13 protein-coding genes are annotated in these 15,857 nt (G+C 70.4%); 4 read left to right on the forward strand and 9 right to left on the reverse strand.

Annotated elements, in window-relative coordinates:
* Together AAEX60_RS00005 and AAEX60_RS00010 are read right to left on the reverse strand one after the other, a co-directional pair.
* Positions 1 to 610: DegT/DnrJ/EryC1/StrS family aminotransferase (locus AAEX60_RS00005; protein ID WP_342100104.1), on the reverse strand; the 610-nt coding region annotated here is incomplete at its 3' end.
* Positions 607 to 1,254: an acyltransferase gene (locus AAEX60_RS00010; RefSeq protein WP_342100106.1), complete on the reverse strand. Its 648-nt coding sequence runs from the start codon at positions 1,252 to 1,254 to the stop codon at positions 607 to 609. The genes AAEX60_RS00005 and AAEX60_RS00010, both read right to left, overlap by 4 nt.
* A 135-nt stretch (positions 1,255 to 1,389) precedes the next feature.
* Here AAEX60_RS00010 and AAEX60_RS00015 point away from each other — a divergent pair, with 135 nt between their 5' ends.
* Complete coding sequence (locus AAEX60_RS00015) at positions 1,390 to 2,055, forward strand: hypothetical protein (protein ID WP_342100108.1); 666 nt, start codon at positions 1,390 to 1,392, stop codon at positions 2,053 to 2,055.
* Entirely contained in the window at positions 2,055 to 3,368 is a 1,314-nt protein-coding gene (locus AAEX60_RS00020; RefSeq protein ID WP_342100110.1) for an O-antigen ligase family protein, read from the forward strand. Before AAEX60_RS00015 ends, AAEX60_RS00020 begins: the two co-directional genes overlap by 1 nt.
* On the opposite strand, the gene AAEX60_RS00025 is transcribed toward AAEX60_RS00020, so the two are convergent.
* Together AAEX60_RS00025 and AAEX60_RS00030 are read right to left on the reverse strand one after the other, a co-directional pair.
* Positions 3,329 to 4,579 (reverse strand): glycosyltransferase, encoded by a 1,251-nt coding sequence (locus AAEX60_RS00025; RefSeq protein WP_342100112.1) that lies wholly within the window; start codon positions 4,577 to 4,579, stop codon positions 3,329 to 3,331. The two genes, AAEX60_RS00020 and AAEX60_RS00025, sit on opposite strands and share 40 nt — an antisense overlap.
* Positions 4,576 to 5,931 carry an O-antigen ligase family protein gene (locus tag AAEX60_RS00030; protein ID WP_342100114.1) on the reverse strand — a complete coding sequence of 452 codons (1,356 nt, stop codon included), beginning with the start codon at positions 5,929 to 5,931 and terminating at the stop codon, positions 4,576 to 4,578. The genes AAEX60_RS00025 and AAEX60_RS00030 overlap by 4 nt, the downstream gene beginning before the upstream one ends.
* Before the next feature lie 43 nt (positions 5,932 to 5,974).
* Between AAEX60_RS00030 and AAEX60_RS00035 the strand changes: the two genes are divergently transcribed.
* A complete protein-coding gene (locus AAEX60_RS00035; protein ID WP_342100116.1) occupies positions 5,975 to 7,096 on the forward strand; it encodes a glycosyl transferase in 1,122 nt (373 codons plus the stop codon).
* A 28-nt stretch (positions 7,097 to 7,124) separates the two neighbouring features.
* Here the strand turns inward: AAEX60_RS00035 and AAEX60_RS00040 are convergent, their stop codons facing one another.
* On the reverse strand, positions 7,125 to 8,180 hold the full coding sequence (locus tag AAEX60_RS00040) for a glycosyltransferase (protein WP_342100118.1): 1,056 nt from the start codon (positions 8,178 to 8,180) through the stop codon (positions 7,125 to 7,127).
* Positions 8,181 to 8,299: 119 nt separating this feature from the next.
* Between AAEX60_RS00040 and AAEX60_RS00045 the strand changes: the two genes are divergently transcribed.
* Positions 8,300 to 9,652 carry a lipopolysaccharide biosynthesis protein gene (locus AAEX60_RS00045; protein WP_342100119.1) on the forward strand — a complete coding sequence of 451 codons (1,353 nt, stop codon included), beginning with the start codon at positions 8,300 to 8,302 and terminating at the stop codon, positions 9,650 to 9,652.
* Positions 9,653 to 10,102: 450 nt separating this feature from the next.
* On the opposite strand, the gene AAEX60_RS00050 is transcribed toward AAEX60_RS00045, so the two are convergent.
* The 4 genes from AAEX60_RS00050 to AAEX60_RS00065 are packed head-to-tail and all read right to left on the reverse strand — an operon-like array spanning position 10,103 to position 15,784.
* Positions 10,103 to 11,368, reverse strand: a complete 1,266-nt coding sequence (locus AAEX60_RS00050; RefSeq protein WP_342100120.1) for a hypothetical protein — start codon at positions 11,366 to 11,368, stop codon at positions 10,103 to 10,105.
* On the reverse strand, positions 11,365 to 12,918 hold the full coding sequence (locus tag AAEX60_RS00055; RefSeq protein WP_342100121.1) for a glycosyltransferase family 87 protein: 1,554 nt from the start codon (positions 12,916 to 12,918) through the stop codon (positions 11,365 to 11,367). The genes AAEX60_RS00050 and AAEX60_RS00055 overlap by 4 nt, the downstream gene beginning before the upstream one ends.
* A gap of 3 nt (positions 12,919 to 12,921) precedes the next feature.
* Entirely contained in the window at positions 12,922 to 15,372 is a 2,451-nt protein-coding gene (locus tag AAEX60_RS00060) for a transglycosylase domain-containing protein (RefSeq protein ID WP_342100123.1), read from the reverse strand.
* Positions 15,365 to 15,784: a DUF5318 family protein gene (locus tag AAEX60_RS00065; protein WP_342100124.1), complete on the reverse strand. Its 420-nt coding sequence runs from the start codon at positions 15,782 to 15,784 to the stop codon at positions 15,365 to 15,367. The genes AAEX60_RS00060 and AAEX60_RS00065 overlap by 8 nt, the downstream gene beginning before the upstream one ends.
* Between the last annotated feature and the right edge of the window lie 73 nt (positions 15,785 to 15,857).

Consider the following 15,857-nt stretch of genomic DNA (forward strand, 5'->3'; position numbering starts at 1 on the left):
GCTCCACCTCGGCATCCGCGACGGTGATCATGCCACCCTCACCCGAGGTCATGTTCTTGGTCGGGTACAGGGAGAACGCACCAAACGTGCCCCACGACCCCACCGCAGTACCATCCAGCGACGCGCCATGAGCCTGCGCGGCATCCTCGAACAGCAGCAGGCCGTGCTTGTCCGCGATCTCCTTGAGCGCCTTCATGTTGGCCGGATGCCCATACAGGTGCACCGGCATGATGCCCTTGGTCTTGTCCGTGATCGACGCCTCGACACTCTTCGGGTCCAAGCAGAAGGAATCCGGCTCGATGTCGGCAAAGACCGGGGTCGCACCCGTCAACGCCACCGAGTTCGCCGTCGCCGCGAAAGTGAACGACGGCACGATCACCTCGTCACCAGCAGCGATACCCGCGGACAACAGACCAATGTGCAGGGCCGACGTGCCCGAGTTCACCGCCACGGCCTGACGGCCCGGGGTGAACTGCGCCGCGAACTCGGCCTCGAAATCAGCCACCTCCTGGCCCTGGGCCAGCATGCCGGTACGCATCACACGCGTGACGGCCTCGATCTCCTCCTCGCCAACAATCGGCTTGGCCGGCGGGATGAACGCTTCAGTCACTTGTCTTCCTCCATGTCGGTGCTGGCGGACCCCTCGGCCACCAGGGTCAAAACCTCGTTGTCCTCGACGAACACATCGCCCGTCTTCTCGTCGCGGAACTGCTTCTTGCCAGCAGCGTCCGTGCCGTCCTCGGCCAGCGGAAAGCCGGAGCGGCCCACCCATTTGATCCGACGCGCCGGAACACCAGCCACCAGCGCGTAGTCCGGAACGTCCTTGACCACCACGGAACCCGCCGCGACGGTGGCCCAGCGGCCAATCGTCACCGGGGCGACGCAGGTGGCGCGGGCACCCACGGAGCAACCCTCCTTCAGGGTCACCCCCACCGGCTCCCAGTCCGAGGCCGACTTGACCGTGCCATCCGGATTGATCGCGCGCGGGAAATGGTCATTAGTCAGCACCACCGCCGGGCCAATGAACACGCCGTCCTCCAGATGGGCCGGCTCGTAGACCAGCGCGTAGTTCTGGATCTTGCAGTTGTTGCCCACATGCACGCCCTCACCGATGTAGGCGCCACGACCGACGATCACATTGGTCCCGAGCTCGGCGCCGTGGCGCACCTGCGCCAGGTGCCAGACCGAGGAGCCGTCACCGATGGTGACGCCGTCATCCAGATCAGCGGTGGGTTGAATGCGTACGTTGTTCACTTGGCCTCCACAGGCAGGTGTCGAATCTCTCCACAGGCTACCGCGTCCGGTATTGCAGCATGAAGGCGACGCGACGAAAGGCCCACCGAAGCATTCATGACGGGCATGCGGTGTGTGGGCCGGTAGCATCGCAGCGTGGAGAATGACGAGACCTTTGACCTGATCGGCTACGTGACCGGTCTGAAGCGCTTCCTGGTGCCCGCCGCCCTGGTGGGTCTGGTGACGATGATCGCGGTCAGCCTGCTGGGGATGCGGGGCGGCCCCGTCTCGGCTCCCGAGGAGCACGCGGCCAAGGCCCACGTGATGGTGCAGCCGAAGGCCTCCGAGACCGCCATGAGCAATCCGCAGGTGGAGCTGCTGCCCCAGCTGATGCGCACCTTCGTCGCTCTGGAGGACGTGCCGCTGTTCACCGAGGCCGTCTCCAAGAAGCTGGGCGGCACCCCCACCTCCGACGAGGTGCGGGACCGCTGCACCATCTTCTGGGGCGGCGGCTCGCTGCTGCTGGCCATCAACGCAAAGGCGCCCAGCGAGGAGGAGGCCCTCAAGCTGGGCCAGGCGTGCGCCGAGGAGCTGGTGGAGCTGGCTCCGCAGATCATCAAGGAGCCCAAGGCCGAGATGCCCACCCTGGTGCTGGTGGAGGACGCCAAGACGGTGACCCAGACCGACGACGGCACGATGACGGCGCCGTCGCGCTTCGCCGGCGTGCGCAATGGGATCGCCGCCGGCCTGGTGGCCGCCCTGCTGGCCGCCGTCGTGCTGGACTGGCGCAGCGCCCGGCGCCGCAACAAGTCCGCGGCCTGATGCCCGTCATCCCCCGGCTGCTGCTGCCCCGGCTGCGCCTGACCGGGCCGATCGAGCGGCGGGATGCGACGCTGCTGCTCACCCTGGCCGGCGCCCTGATCACGGCCCGGGTGCCGATGAGCTTCCTGGCGCTGCTGGGGCTGCCCGCGGTGGTGATTGCCGTCCAGGGTTGGCGACGCGGGGTGCGCTGGCCGCTGGCGCTGCGTCGGCTGCTGGCCTGGTGCGCGGGCGCCTCGCTGGTCTCGGTGCTGGTCTTTGTCCCGCAGCAGCTGCCCAGCACCGCCAACAACTTCGTGGTGATCCTGGCCGCCATCCTGATGGCCGGCGCGGTCTTCTCCACCGGACGGATGACGCGGGCGGCGGACCGGCTGCTGGACGGCCTCTACCTGGGCCTGCTGCTGACCTGGGCAATCTCGGTCTTCGAGGCCGTCACGGGCTTCAAGTTCATCAGCGTGCTCTACCCCGGCGGGAACACCACGGCCGCCATCGTGCGCAACCGGTTCTATGTCAGCGCCTTCTTCCCGAACTACAACGACTACTCGGTGGCGATGGTGCTGCTGTGCACCGTGATCCTGGCCAAGCTGGTCTTCCAGCACGACGCGTCGCTGCCGGTGCGGCTGGGCCGGTGGGCCATCCTGGGCAGCGCGGCCTTCTTCATCACCCACATGGGCTCCCGCGGCTGCCTGCTGGGCCTGGCCGCCGCCACCCTGGTGATCCTGGCGCTCTCGGTGCGCACGCTGCGGCCCCGGGCCATCCGGGAACGGGCCGTCTTCTGCTTCCTGCTGGTCTGCTCCGGCGGCGCGGTGGGGCTGGCGCTGAGCCCGTGGATGCAGGACAACTCGAACTTCCAGCGGGTGGCGATTGCCCAGCTGATTGGCAAGGTGCTGGCGGGTGAGCCGGTGCGGACCCTGATCGGCTTCGGTTCCTATGCCGAATACACCCGGGCCGCGGGGCTGCGCTTCACCCGCACCCTGATGGACCCGCACAACCTGCTGATTGAGGTGGTGCTCTGGTACGGCCTGCCGGCCCTGGCCTTCTACCTGGCCTGCTGGTGGACCGTCGTGCACCGCGGGCTGCTCACCCGTCGGCCCAATCCCGGCTGGCGCGCGGTCAGCGCCGTCACGGTCACCGCGCTCTACCCGCTGCTGGGCGTGGTCACCTCCTCCACCCTGCGCTATCACCTGGTGTGGCTGTGGCTGATCGTCGCCATGGCGCACGTGCGCCGGTGGCACCTGGCAGAGCGGGCGCAGCAGCTTGCTGCCGCGGACTCCGCTCAGGCCCCGGCCGCGGTGCCGGCCAGGGCCACCAGCTGAGCCATCAGCGACGGGTAGTTCCTGGCCTGGTCATGGCCGTCGGCGACGACCTTCCGGGCGGCCGCGCGCTCCGCCGGATCCTTGGCCCGGCCGTGCCAGCGCCAAAGGGCGTCGGCCAGCTCCGCACCGTCGGGCGCCGCCGAGAGCAGCTCGCCGCCCGGGCCGGCCGCCGGCACCAGGTCCGGGATGCCGCCCACCGCGGGCGCCAGGCTGGGCACGCCGAAGGCCATCGCCTCCATGATGGAGACCGGCACCCCCTCGGACTCCGAGGTGTTGACGAACAAGTCCACCGGGCCGGCGTGGAGGTGCTGCCGGACGGTGGCATTGTCCACGCTGCCGGGCAGCCGGACGTGCAGGTTGGGCAGCCCGGCCAGCGCCTGGACCCTGGCCTGGAGGTCGTCGAAGAGCTCACCGGCGCCGAAGTGGGTCCAGCGCACCTGCAGTTCCGGGTGCTGCCGGCAGAGCAGCTCCAGGGCGTCGACCAGCCGGTCCACCCGCTTGACCGGGTAGAGCTGGGCGGTGCTCAGCAGGTGCAGCTCCCCGTCCGGTGAGCTCGGGGCCGGCTCCGCCGGCAGCTCGACGCCCAGGGGGCTGAGCTGCACGATCCGGGGCGGCAGCCCGTACTGCTCGATCACGGTGCGCCGGCCGTCGGTGGAGATGGCCAGCTGGGCGTCCAGCTGCGGACCCAGCAGCCGCTTCAGCCCCAGATAGCCGCTGGGATGCCGGCTCTCGTACAGGTCCCGGCCGTGCGCGCGGGTGACCACATGCCCGACGCCCGCGCCCTTGAGCAGCTGCGCACCATAGGTCCAGACATCCCACCAGTAGGTATAGACGACGTCGATCGGTCCGTGCTGGGCAATCCAGGCAGCCAGCGCGTCGCGATGCGCCAGGGCGCCGCCGACGCTGCGCACCACCTCCGTGGCGGTGGCCCGGTTCAGCCGTCGGTGGCGGGCCAGCCAGAGCAGTTCCCGGCGCAGCAGGGGGTGGCCAAGCGCCCGCAGCCGGGCGCGCTTGCGCTGGGCCGGGGTGATCCGGTTGATGCAGTCGTCGACGCGGACCCCGTCGGGCAGCGGCCGGGGCTCGCCGTCCATGTGCCAGGGCATCACGATCACCTCGGCGTCCTCCCGGGCCCAGTAGGGCGCCTCGGGCTCGACGAACTGTTCCCCCGGCAGCCAGGGGAAGGCGCGGGTGATGATCACGATCCGGGTCATGCGGGCTCCTCACCGGCGGTGGGGTGGTGGTCGGCGGTGGACGGCGCCGGATCGACGCCCCGGCGGCCACCCACCCCCAGCAACAGGGCGACCACCAGCCACCACCAGAAACTGACGGCGTAGTTCTTGAACAGGTAGAAGTCGAACAGGAAGGCCGGGATGGTGGCCACGACGGCCAGCAGCGGCAGCACGTCGGCAAGCGCGGCGGTTCCCCGCTCCGCGGCCAGGGCCCGCCAGCGTCGCCACGCCACCACCAGCACAGTGCCCAGCAGAACCAGCAGCGGCACCATCCCCAGCAAGCCCAGCTCCACCAGCACCCCGAGGAAGACCGAGTGCGGGTTGGTCACGGCCCGCCCGAAGCCCGTCTGCACCAGCCCCCGCCACGGGATGGGCGCCAGACCGGTCTCGAAGGCATACCAGGGCCACAGCCGCCCGGACCCGATCCCGAAGACCTGGTTCTCCCAGCTGGTCTGCCACGCCTGGAGGGCGGTGGCCAGATTGGCCTGGCGGCCCAGGTCACCGCTGGTCAGCAGCCGGCTGGAGCCGGGGACGAAGGCCAGCACCGCCCCCAGCAGCACCGCCACCCCGCCCAGCAGGGCACCGGCCAGCCGGGCATGACCGCGCAGCCCGTAGAGCAGCACCATCAGCGTGATGAAGCACAGCAGACAGGCCAGCCCGGCCCGGGAACCGGTGAGCAGGATGCCGGCGGCGCACAGGGCGGCTCCGGCCAGGCTCACCACCCGTCGCTCCCCCCGCAGCCCGGCGGCCAGCAGGATCCCCAGGCACAGCAGCAGCACGACGTGGAAGATGGCGGCGCCGCCCATCCCGGTGCCCAGCCGGATGGAGTGCCGGGCCAGCATGGTCCGGGGCCCCGCCAGCAGGGTGGTGGCGGTGATGGTGACGGCCCCCAGCCACAGCGCCTGCCGGGCCCTGGCACCACCGATGGCCGCGGCCAGACCCCAGGCCGCCAGCATGGTGACCACGGCCGTCGCCAGCGGGAAGAACAGGTAGTGCCGCCCGATCACCACCCAGGGCTTCAGGATGCGCGGCAGGATGGTCTGCGACGCGCTCCAGAACGCCCAGCCGAACAGCACCAGGCCGCTGGCCAGGACCACCCGCCCGGCCCGGGTCAGGGCGTCGCGACGCAGCAGCGCGGGCAGGCAGAGCAGGGACAACCCGGTGAAGCCGATCAGGAAGAAGGACCACAGCTCCGGCTTCCCGTGCAGGCCGATCCGCAGGTCGACGAACTGCATCGCGGCCAGCCCCAGGGCCAGCAGGGCCAGGGGAAGATCCGGCCGGGAGGGCACCAACCGGGACAGGCGGGCGGCGGGAAGCTGGGGGGCGGTACTCACGCCAGCAGCCTAGCCCCGGGCGGGGCGTCGGTAGGATCGACGCATGTTCGACACCCAGGCCCGTCGCATGGTCTTCCACACGCCCCTGCCGCTGAACCGCCAGGCCACCACGGCCAGCGGGATCCGCCCGGTGCGGATGCGGGACGCCTTCGAGGAGCTGGGCTACGAGGTGTGGGAGGTCACCGGCTACGCCAAGGAGCGGGCGACGGCGGCCCGTCGGGTCCGGGAGGCGCTGGCCGCCGGCACCACCTTTGACTTCTGCTATTCCGAATCGTCCACCATGCCGACGTCGATGACGGACCCGCACCACCTGCCGCTGCACCCGCGGCTGGACTTCACCCTGCTGGGTGCGCTGCGCGCCGCCGGCACCCCGGTGGGGCTCTTCTACCGGGACATCCACTGGTCCCTGGACAGCTACGGCGCCGGGATGAACCCGCTCAAGAAGCACGCGGCGCTGGCGGCCTACCGCTATGACCTGCGTGCCTACCAGCGCTGCCTGAACGTGCTCTACCTGCCGTCGGCCGAGATGGCGCCGCATGTGCCGGTCGGCACCCTGCGCACCCGGGCCCTGCCACCGGGCCATGCCATGCCCGCGGTGAGCGAGCCGCCCGCCGACGGGGTGCACCTGTTCTATGTCGGCGGCCTGGGCGGCCACTACCACCTGCCCAAGCTGTTGGAGGCGGTGCAGCTGGTGGCCGCGGAGGGCCATGACGTGAGCCTGACCATGTGTACCCACGCCAACCAGTTCGAGGGCCAGAAGGAGCACTACGAGGCCTTCCTGGGTGGCCCGGTCCGGGTGGTGCATGCCTCCGGGGAGGAGCTGGCCCCCTACTATGCGCAGGCCAACACCGCGGCCCTGTTCGTGGAGCCGCACGACTACTGGACCTTCGCCGCCCCGGTGAAGATGTACGAGTACGTCGGTCAGGCCCGGCCGATCCTGGCCAGCGAGGGCACGCTGTGTGGGGAGGTGGTGCGGGAGAACGGCTTCGGCTGGACCATCCCGTACACCGTGGAGGCGGCCGCGGACCTGCTGCGCGACCTGGCCCGACACCCGGAACGGATCCGGGAGCAGCACCAGCAGCTGGTGGCGCATCGCGTCGAGCACTCCTGGCTGCAGCGCGCCCGGACCGTGGCCGAGGACCTGTCCCCCGCCGAGCCGGCCTGACGGCTCACCGGGGCGGGCTCATCGGGGCTCACAGGGGCCTGGGTTCCACCCCAAGGAAGGCGGCCAGCTGGTTGGCGGAGTGGCGCCCGTCGTGCCAGCGCTGGACGAAGGCGGTGCCGCGCGCGGCCGTCTCCCGGGACGCCTCCCGGTCCGCCACCAGGCCCCGGATCACCTCTTCCAGGCTGTCCGGGGTGGCGTCCACCAGGGGTGGGGCCGCCGGCATCACGTCGACGGTGCTCTGCCCCACCGCGGCCACGGTGACCCGGCCGCTGGCCATCGCCTCGATCGCGGTGACGCCGTAGGTGCCGGCCAGCAGCTGGTCGATCACGATGTCCACTGTGCGCAGGAAGCCGGGCACCTCCCGGTGCGGCATCCGCGGCGGGGTGACGTATTCCACCAGTCCCTCGTCGTGCAGCCTGCGCAGCACGGGCTCCACGTACTGGGTGCCCTTGATCGGCGGGACGGCGCGGCTGGGCATGTGCAGCACCCGCGGCACCCGTCGCTCCAGCAGCGGAGCGTCGTTCAGGTAGCCCGACGGGTCCAGGCAGATCGGCAGCCAGGTGGCGTCGGGCTGGTCCTGCAACAGGTCCGGAGTGGAGACGAACAGCGGCACCCCGGCGCTCTGGGCAATCCGGTTGTTGCGGTCCGCGCGGGCCTGCTGCACCTGCCGCCAGGCCTCGTCGCCCTCCAGGAAGTAGGAGTGCTGGTGGCGGGCGATGTGCGCATCGGGCCGACGGATGTCCGTGCCGTGCGCCAGCAGCGCGACGGGGAAGCCGGCCTCGCGTAGGAAGGCGACGTCGGCGGCCAGGTCCCGGCGCTGCGGCACCTGGAAGAAGGTCTGGTAGCCGTCCAGCGCCACATGGCTGTAGCGACGCAGGAAGGACTTCATCCGGGCCTTGCGCAGCAGCGGTGCGAAGAAGACCGGTGCCGGGATCTGACGGTCCGTGTCGAACCGGAATTCATGCCGCCGCACCGGGCCCCGGTTGAAGGAGTCGGCGGGCACCCCGAGGTGGCGCTCGACGGCCTTGGCCCAGGCGTGGGCCTGCCCGGCATAGTTGGCGGGGCCGATCGCAAGACGTGTCATCAGCTCATTCCTTCCCAGACTGCGTCCATGCTCGCACAGGTCACCGACGTCGGCTCTCAGCCGATGCCGGGAGGGCCCGGGTTAGGCTTGCCCCCGCCGACCTTCCCCGTAGGAGACTGATGAGCGAGACCACACCCACCCCGTCCCGGCTGGGAAAGCTGCGCTCCAACCAGTTCCTGCGGCACGTGCTGACGTTGATGACCGGCACCGCCGTGGCCCAGGTGATCCCGCTGGCGGCCCGCCCCATCCTCACCCGGCTCTACACCCCGGAGGACTTCGGCCTCTACGGGCTCTACATGGCGCTGGCGACGGGCGTGGTCACCGTCGGTGCCCTGCGCTATGACCTGGCCGTCGTGATGCCGGAGGAGGACTCCGACGCCCGGGCCCTGGTGAAACTGGCCAGCCGGATCGCGCTGGGGGTCTCCCTGCTGACCACGCTGGTGCTCACCCTCTGGGCACGCCCGATCGCCGGAGCCATGCGGCATCCGGAGCTGGCGCCCTACCTGCCGGCGGTGGGCCTGCTGGTGCTGGCCATGACCCAGATCAGCAGCCGGCAGTACTGGCTCAACCGGCGCAAGCGGTACAAGGAGATGGCCCGCAACCGGATGGGCCAGTCGGTGGGCACCGTCGGCACCCAGTTGGGGGTCGGTCTGGCGCTGGGCGGCCCGGTGGGCCTGGTGCTGGGCAGCCTGGTGGGCCAGTGGTTCAGCAGCCTGAACCTGTGGCGGCTGACCCGACGGGAAACCGCCCCGCAGCCCGGGGACTCGGCGCTGGCGATGGCCAAGGAGTATCGCAAGATGCCGCTGGTCAACGGGCCGAATGCCCTGGTGGACACCTTCCGGCTGCAGGGCATCAACATCCTGATCGGTGTCTTCTTCAGCAAGGCCCTGCTGGGCCAGTTCACCCAGGCCTGGTCCCTGCTGCAGATGCCCATGGGCCTGATCAACGGGGCCCTGAGCCAGGTCTTCTTCCAGAAGCTGGCCACCACCCGTCGCGGCCAGATGTTCGCGGTGGTGCGCAATGCCATGCTCCGCTCCCTGGCGGTGGGCATCGTGCCGTTCACCCTGATCTGGCTGTTGGCGCCGTGGCTCTTCCCCTTCGTGCTGGGCGGCAACTGGCGGCCCGCCGGGGAGATGGCCCGGATCCTGGTGCCCTGGCTCTACCTGAACTTCGTCACCTCGCCGGTCTCCATGCTCTTCCTGACCGTCCGCCGGCAGGGTGTGATGTTGTGCTTCGCCCTGGCCTACATGGCGGTGCCGCTGACCCTGATCTGGCGCTTCCACAGCTCCATCCACCAGACCATGAGCCTGGTCTCCTGGGGGATGGCGGGCCTGCTGGTGATCTTCATGGGCCTGTCCCTGCTGGTGGCCAAGCAGTACGACGACGGCTTCGGCTCCCGGCAGGATGGGGGCGACGGCAGCGAGGTCACCGAGGACGAGAAGCAGGGCATCGCGCAGGCCGAGCAGGACTGATCTGCAGCTGGTTCCTGTCAAGCCGGGCACGCGGACCCGGGTCATGGTGATGGTGCCGTCGGGGCATCCAGGGCCGCCAAGGTCCTGCCCCTCAAGACGCAGCACCCTGCCCTCTCGCGGTGTGAGGCCGTCTCCGTGACCCACGCACCCCCACCTCCCAGCACCCGACCTCACGGGGGTGGACTCGGCACACCCGGCGGTTCTGCTGTTGACAGTGCCCCGGCGCCCGCGCCCATGGCGAAGGTTGATCCCGGCGAGACCCCGTAACGCCGGCGCCCGGGCAAGGGCCCGCCAAAGTTGGCAGACTTTTGTGGATTTGAACGTGTCCAATCGGTTTCTGCGACCGCTGGGCTGCCAACTTTGGCACCGGGTCAACTGACCAGAGTCCTTGGGCGCCAGCATGCGGCGGATCAGCACCTCGCCCATCCTGCGCAAAGTGCCTGCCGCAGGTCAGCTGGCCCAGGCGCCGGTGAAGAACTGCCAAGCCCACCACAGCATCACCAGCACACTGCCGGCGGAGAAGGCGATCACGGCCGCGCGGCTGGCCAGGACCGGCGCCGGCAGCACCGGCCCGCCCGAGGCATGCCGTCCCGCCGCGGCGGCTGGGGCCGTCGCAGCCATCGCTCGATTCCTGCCCTCCGACAGGCCCACGGACCGCCCCACGTCACCACGATCATCGAGGCTGTCGAGGAGTCCCCCGGCCGAAGCGCCGAAGCCCACCCGGGCCAGCTCGGCCAGCAGCAGCCACAGCGGGAACCAGAGCAGCACCGCGCGGTTCACGCTCATGAACCACCAGGAGGTGGCGAAGGCGAAGACCTGCACCCCCACCCAGCCCGCCTCGGCCACGCGTCGCCGCCACAGCAGCACGACGGTCAGCGCGGCGCCCACCGCCATCGAGACCACCTCAGCGGCGAAGACCGTCGCAACGGCCGGCCGGTCCGGCCAACGTGACGGCTTGGCGGCGGCCAGGGTGTGCTCCAGCGCGTCCAGCGGATTGGTGAAGCCGCGGTTCCAGCCGCTCTGCTGGGCCTCGAACCAGGCCTTCCAGGAGCCGGTCAGGTGGTGCAGGTAGGCGGCATAGCCGAACAGCACGACAAAGGCGCCGGCCACCAGGGCGGCATGGGCCAGGCGCTTCGCGGCGGGAAGGCCGTGCTGGGTGAGCGCCAGCAGACCCAGCGCGCCGATCAGGAAGAGCCCCGAGACCCGGAAGCTGCAGGCCAGACCGGTCAACAGCGCCGCCTGCCCCCAGTGCCGGTTGCGGGCCCGTTCCCAGGCCCAGAAGGCGGCGGCGCAGAACGGCGCCTCAGTGTAGCCGACGGCGGTGAAGACCGTCGTCGGCGCGAACAGCCACAGCCCGGCCGCCACCGGGCCCCCCAGCCGCAGCAGCGCCCAGGCGGCCAGGGCGGAACAGACCGCGGCGATCCCCACCCCGGCCAGGCCCATCGGGATCCCGACGGTGTGCGCGGCGCGCAGCAGCAGCGGCAGGCCGGGGAAGAAGGCCCGGTCAATCGGGTTGGCATAGCCATGGGCGGCGATCGCCTGGAAGTGCGCGGCATCCCAGGCACCCAGCAGGTCATGCCCGGAACGACGCTGGGTGATCATCGCCAACAGGGCGACGGCCAGCAGCAGCCCCCGGCTGAGCAGCCAGCAGCGAGCCACCCACCATGCGTCGGAGGAGAGCCGGGCGGGGAGCCGATGGCCGGGCACCGTGCTCATTCCGGGGCTCCCCGACGCGGGCGCGCGGGCCAATCCCCGTCGTTGGGCCCAGCCGCGTCAGCCGAGTCCGTCGCGGCCCCTCCACCCGCTTCCGGGTCCACGGTGGGGTCGGGATCCTCCTCTGCGTGGCCGAACAGGCTGAGCTCCCCTTCCCGGGCCCCCAGCGGCCGGTCGACGGCATGGTCCAGCACGCCGCCAATCGGGTCGTCCACCAGCGGGGTACGCACCGGGTCCAGCCAGGGGTGCAGCACGTCGTAGCGGACCTGGGCCACCAGCCAGCCCAGCACCAGCACCCGCAGCCCGATGGCGCCCCAGTAGAGCACGTCGGGGCTGCCGTCGCCGGGTGAGAGCTGCCCGCCCAGGTGCCCCCAGACCGCCCAGCAGTAGAAGACCTCGGCGGCCGACCAGACTGCCCAGTCGGAGACCTTCGGCCGGGCCAACGGCACCAGCAGCACCAGCCACAGCACCTGCTGCGGCGAGTAGACCTTGTTCAGCAGCAGCCAGCCGGCCACCAGTAGGAAGACCACCTGCCCCACCCGGGGGCGACGCGGGGCGCGCCGCACCAGGTGCGCCACCCACGCCAGCCAGGTCAACATCAACACCAGCACCAGGGTGGACAGCATCGGGATCTGCACCCCGGCCGCCTTGAGCACGAACCAGACCGAGCCTAGGTCCGGGCCGCGACGCTGCCAGGCGGTGAAGAAGGAGGTCCAACCCGACGGTTGGGAGAGCATCAGCGGCAGGTTCACCGCGGCCCACACCAGCGCGGCCCAGCCCGCCGTGGTGAGCCAGGGCGAGGGGCGGCCCGCCCGCAGGCAGAGCATTCCGAGCCCGATCAGCACCAGCACCGGCCAGAAGCCGGCGCAGATCGCCAACCCCAGCAGCACCCCGGTGGCCGTCTGCCGGCGCAGCGCCCAGGCCAGCAGCCCCGCGGCGGTCAGGGCCACCGCCAGCAGGTCCCAGCTGACCAGCGCGCCGGTCAGGATGCCGGGGGCCCCGGCCACCAGCAGCGCGTCCCAGCTGCGCAGGCGGCCCGACGGACTGTGGGCCAGCCCCCGGGCGGAACCGCGCCCCAGCAGCAGCGCGCACCCCACCAGCGCCAGGAAGCAGCAGAAGAGCAGCACCGCGCTGGTCAGGAAGAACAGGTGCGCGCCGTCCACCATCTGCTGGCCGGTGGCCTGGTCGATCGGCTTGGCGCCGAAGACCGTGGCGAGCCCCCGGGAGAGCAGCACCAGCACACCCACCAATGGCGGGCGGTCCAGCGGCACGTCACGGAAGGGCATCCCGCCGCGGCCCAGCAGGGTGTTCTGGTAGAGCAGCGGGATGTCGGAATAGCACAGCCGCAGGAAGGCGTCGACGGGTTTGCCGTCCTGGTACTGCTGGCAGGGCCGGTGCCGCAGCAGGGTCGCCAGCCAGGTCAGCGTCGCCAGAAGCAACGCCCACGGCGCCGGGTTGAACCACAGCCCGCCGCGACGGGCATGCCGCCCCACCGGGCCACCCAGCCTGGCGTCGAGGTCCAGACGGGGTGGGGCGTGGGTCGAGCCGGGCATGGGTCAGCCGTTCCCGCCGGATCCGGCGGTGGCCTTGCCCGCGCCCTGGCCACCGGTGGCCTGACCGCCCGAGCCCTGACCACTGGTGCCGTTGCCCTGACCGGTGGTCTTGGCGGTGGCCTTCTGCGTCGTGGTGGCCCGGGTGGGCTGGGTGGCGGCCTTGCTGGTGGCCGGTGCCGTCGCCTTGGTGCTGGTCTGCTTGGGTGCGGTGGTGGTTTGCTTGGGCGCCGACGTCGTCTGCTGCGCGGTGGCGGTCGGCTTGCTGGTGGCGCCCGGCGCGGTGCCCGTCGCGGTAGCCGAGGGCTGCGCGCTGGCGGTGTCCGGCTTGCTGGCCGACGCCTGGCTGCTCGGCTGCTCGCTGGGCTTCTGGGAGGCGCCGTCGGACGAACCATTGCCCTGACTGGTGGCGGTGCGGCTGGGGCGCGGCACGTAGACCCGGCCCTTCTCCTCGCCGTAGTTCACGTTGGCGGCCTCCGGGAAGGACTTCTCATCCTGGCCCTCCATGGCCACCTTCATGAAGTCCCGCCACACCATGGCCGGATAGGTGCCGCCGAAGAAGGCGCTGTCTCCCGGCTGGCGGTAGTTGTCCAGCGAGCCGTTGCCGTCGTCCCCGGCCACGAACATCACCGCAGTGGAGATCTGCGGGGTGTAGGCGGTGAACCAGGCCGAGGTGATGATGTTCTTCCCATTGCGCTCGACGCCATTGGTGCCCGTCTTGCCGGCCACCTCGAAGCCCATCCCGGAGACCCGGCCACCGGTGCCGCTGCTGACCACCGAGGTCAGGGCGGAGGTGACGTCCCGGGCGATGCCCTTCTCGACCGACTGCTTGCCCTTGGTGTCGGCGGAGTAGATCACCTTGCCCTTGGCGTCCTTGACCTCCTTGACCACGTGGTTGGCCACGTGCACACCGTCATTGCCCAGGGTGGCGAAGCCGCCGGCGTTCTCCAGCGGGCTGACCTCGGCGATGCCCAGCGCCACCCGGCCATTGGGGTCCCAGCCGGCGCCCTTGGGCACGCCCGCGTCATTGGCGGCCTTGATGATGGCCTGCGGGCCGTTGTCGATCTTCTCCGTCATGTCCACGAAGGCGGTGTTGATGGACTCCGCCAACGCCTTGCGCAGGGTGACGGTGCCGTACTGCATCTGGAACTCGTTGCGGATCGGCACCGAATCGCCGCGCGGGGTGTAGGTGTCACCGTTCAGGCTGGAGCGCAGGCTGAGCCCGCCACGCAGACCCGCGATCGTCGCGTAGGTCTTGAAGGTGGAGGCCGCCGGGCGGTCCGTCGTGGCCCAGTTGCGGGTGTTCTTGATGTAGTCGGCGCCGCCATAGGCGGCCAGCACCTCGCCGGTGCCCACCTTGACCGAGGCGATCGCCGGATGGATGGCGGCGGCACCGCCCTCACCATTGGCCCCGACGATCTTCTTGTAGTAGCTGCCCACGTCGACGGCCCGCTTCTGCAGCTTCTCGTCGAAGGTGGTGGTGATCTGCAGGCCACCGCCCTCGATCTGACCCTGGGTGAGGCCCTTGGCCATCAGCTCGTTCTGCACCATCTTCAGCAGGTAGCCATTGGTGCCCGACCAGCGCTGGTTGAGCGGGATGTCCGGGAAGGTGGGCAGCGCCTTGGACCACTGCGCGTACTGCGCGGGGGTGATCTTGCCGGCCTCCTGCATGCCCTGCAGCACATAGCGGTAGCGGCCCAGCAGCCGGTCCTTGTTGCCCTTGGCGGCCGACGGGTCATAGGCCGACGGGTTGTTCAGCACGCTGGCCAGCACCGCGGCCTGCGGAATGGTCAGGTCCTTGGCGTCGACATTGAAGTAGCTCTTGCTGGCGGCCTGGATGCCGTAGGCGCCGCGGCCGTAGTAGATGGTGTTCAGGTAACCCTGGAGGATCTCCTCCTTGGGCATCTCCTTGCCCATCTTGGTGGCCAGCGCCAGCTCCCGCAGCTTGCGGGACATGGTGCGGTCCTGGCTCAGGTAGAGCACCTTGATGTACTGCTGGGTGATGGTGGAACCGCCCTGGACCTCACCACCGCGGGCGATGGTCCAGGCGGACCGGATGATGCCCGACGGGGAAATGCCGCGGTCGCTCCAGAAGCTGCGGTTCTCCGCCGCCACCACCGCGTCCTTGATGGAGGCCGGCATCTGGGCATAGGTCAGGCTCTGCCGGTTCTGGATGGCGAAGCTGCCCAGCTTGGTCTTCCCGTCGTTGTAGTACAGGAAGCTGGTGTTGGTGGTGAAGTCCTTGTTGGGGTCGGGCAGGGTGGTGCGGTTGTAGAAGACCAGGCCCGCGATCATGCCCACCAGTGCCATCAGCAGCACGCCGACGGCCAGCACGCTGGCGATCCGGGCGGCCAGCCGTCGCTTGCTGCGCGGCGCGCCGTCCTTGCCGTTCTTCCCCGCTGGGGCCACGGAGTGCGCCCCGCCGTCGACGGGCTTGTCAGGTGTCTTGTCAGCCATAGATGTCCTCAACTGTTTCCTGGCGGCGCGGCGGCCTGCGCTTCCTGCCATCCCCGAGCTTGTAGGTCAGCACCAAGTGGTTCCAGAAGCAGTCGGGGCACACCTCGACCACCCTGACCGTGAACTCGCCGTACTGTTCCTGCATCTCGACGAGGTCCTCGCTGGACTTGATCCTGCCGCTGAACTGCCCCAACTGGTCGCCGAAGGTGTAGTTCAGGTTGGTGAGCCGCTCGCCGCCGCAGACCGGGCAGTCCTCGTCGCTCGGCTCACCATGGTGCAGGGCGGCGCGCACCAGCAGAGGATCCGCATCACACGGACCGTTCTCGCTGAGGGCACGTTGCGGCTGCTGCAGGGCCACCAGAGCTCGGCGACGCTGCAGCGCATGACTCATCACCTCACGCTGCGACCACATAGATGCCCACCAGAGTATGCGCCCCAGCCTGACACCCGGCTGAGACGGGCCGATGCACGGTGACCGCGCTGGC

Origin of the sequence: Luteococcus sp. H101 (genome assembly GCF_038433155.1) — a bacterium.
GTDB lineage: Bacteria > Actinomycetota > Actinomycetes > Propionibacteriales > Propionibacteriaceae > Luteococcus.

Coding starts and splice junctions, on each gene's coding strand:
- AAEX60_RS00045 (WP_342100119.1), top strand. CDS start 8,300: ATGAGCGAGACCACACCCACCCCGTCCCGGCTGGGAAAGCTGCGCTCC.
- AAEX60_RS00050 (WP_342100120.1), bottom strand. CDS start 11,368: ATGAGCACGGTGCCCGGCCATCGGCTCCCCGCCCGGCTCTCCTCCGAC.
- AAEX60_RS00020 (WP_342100110.1), top strand. CDS start 2,055: ATGCCCGTCATCCCCCGGCTGCTGCTGCCCCGGCTGCGCCTGACCGGG.
- AAEX60_RS00035 (WP_342100116.1), top strand. CDS start 5,975: ATGTTCGACACCCAGGCCCGTCGCATGGTCTTCCACACGCCCCTGCCG.
- AAEX60_RS00060 (WP_342100123.1), bottom strand. CDS start 15,372: ATGGCTGACAAGACACCTGACAAGCCCGTCGACGGCGGGGCGCACTCC.
- AAEX60_RS00025 (WP_342100112.1), bottom strand. CDS start 4,579: ATGACCCGGATCGTGATCATCACCCGCGCCTTCCCCTGGCTGCCGGGG.
- AAEX60_RS00040 (WP_342100118.1), bottom strand. CDS start 8,180: ATGACACGTCTTGCGATCGGCCCCGCCAACTATGCCGGGCAGGCCCAC.
- AAEX60_RS00065 (WP_342100124.1), bottom strand. CDS start 15,784: ATGTGGTCGCAGCGTGAGGTGATGAGTCATGCGCTGCAGCGTCGCCGA.
- AAEX60_RS00055 (WP_342100121.1), bottom strand. CDS start 12,918: ATGCCCGGCTCGACCCACGCCCCACCCCGTCTGGACCTCGACGCCAGG.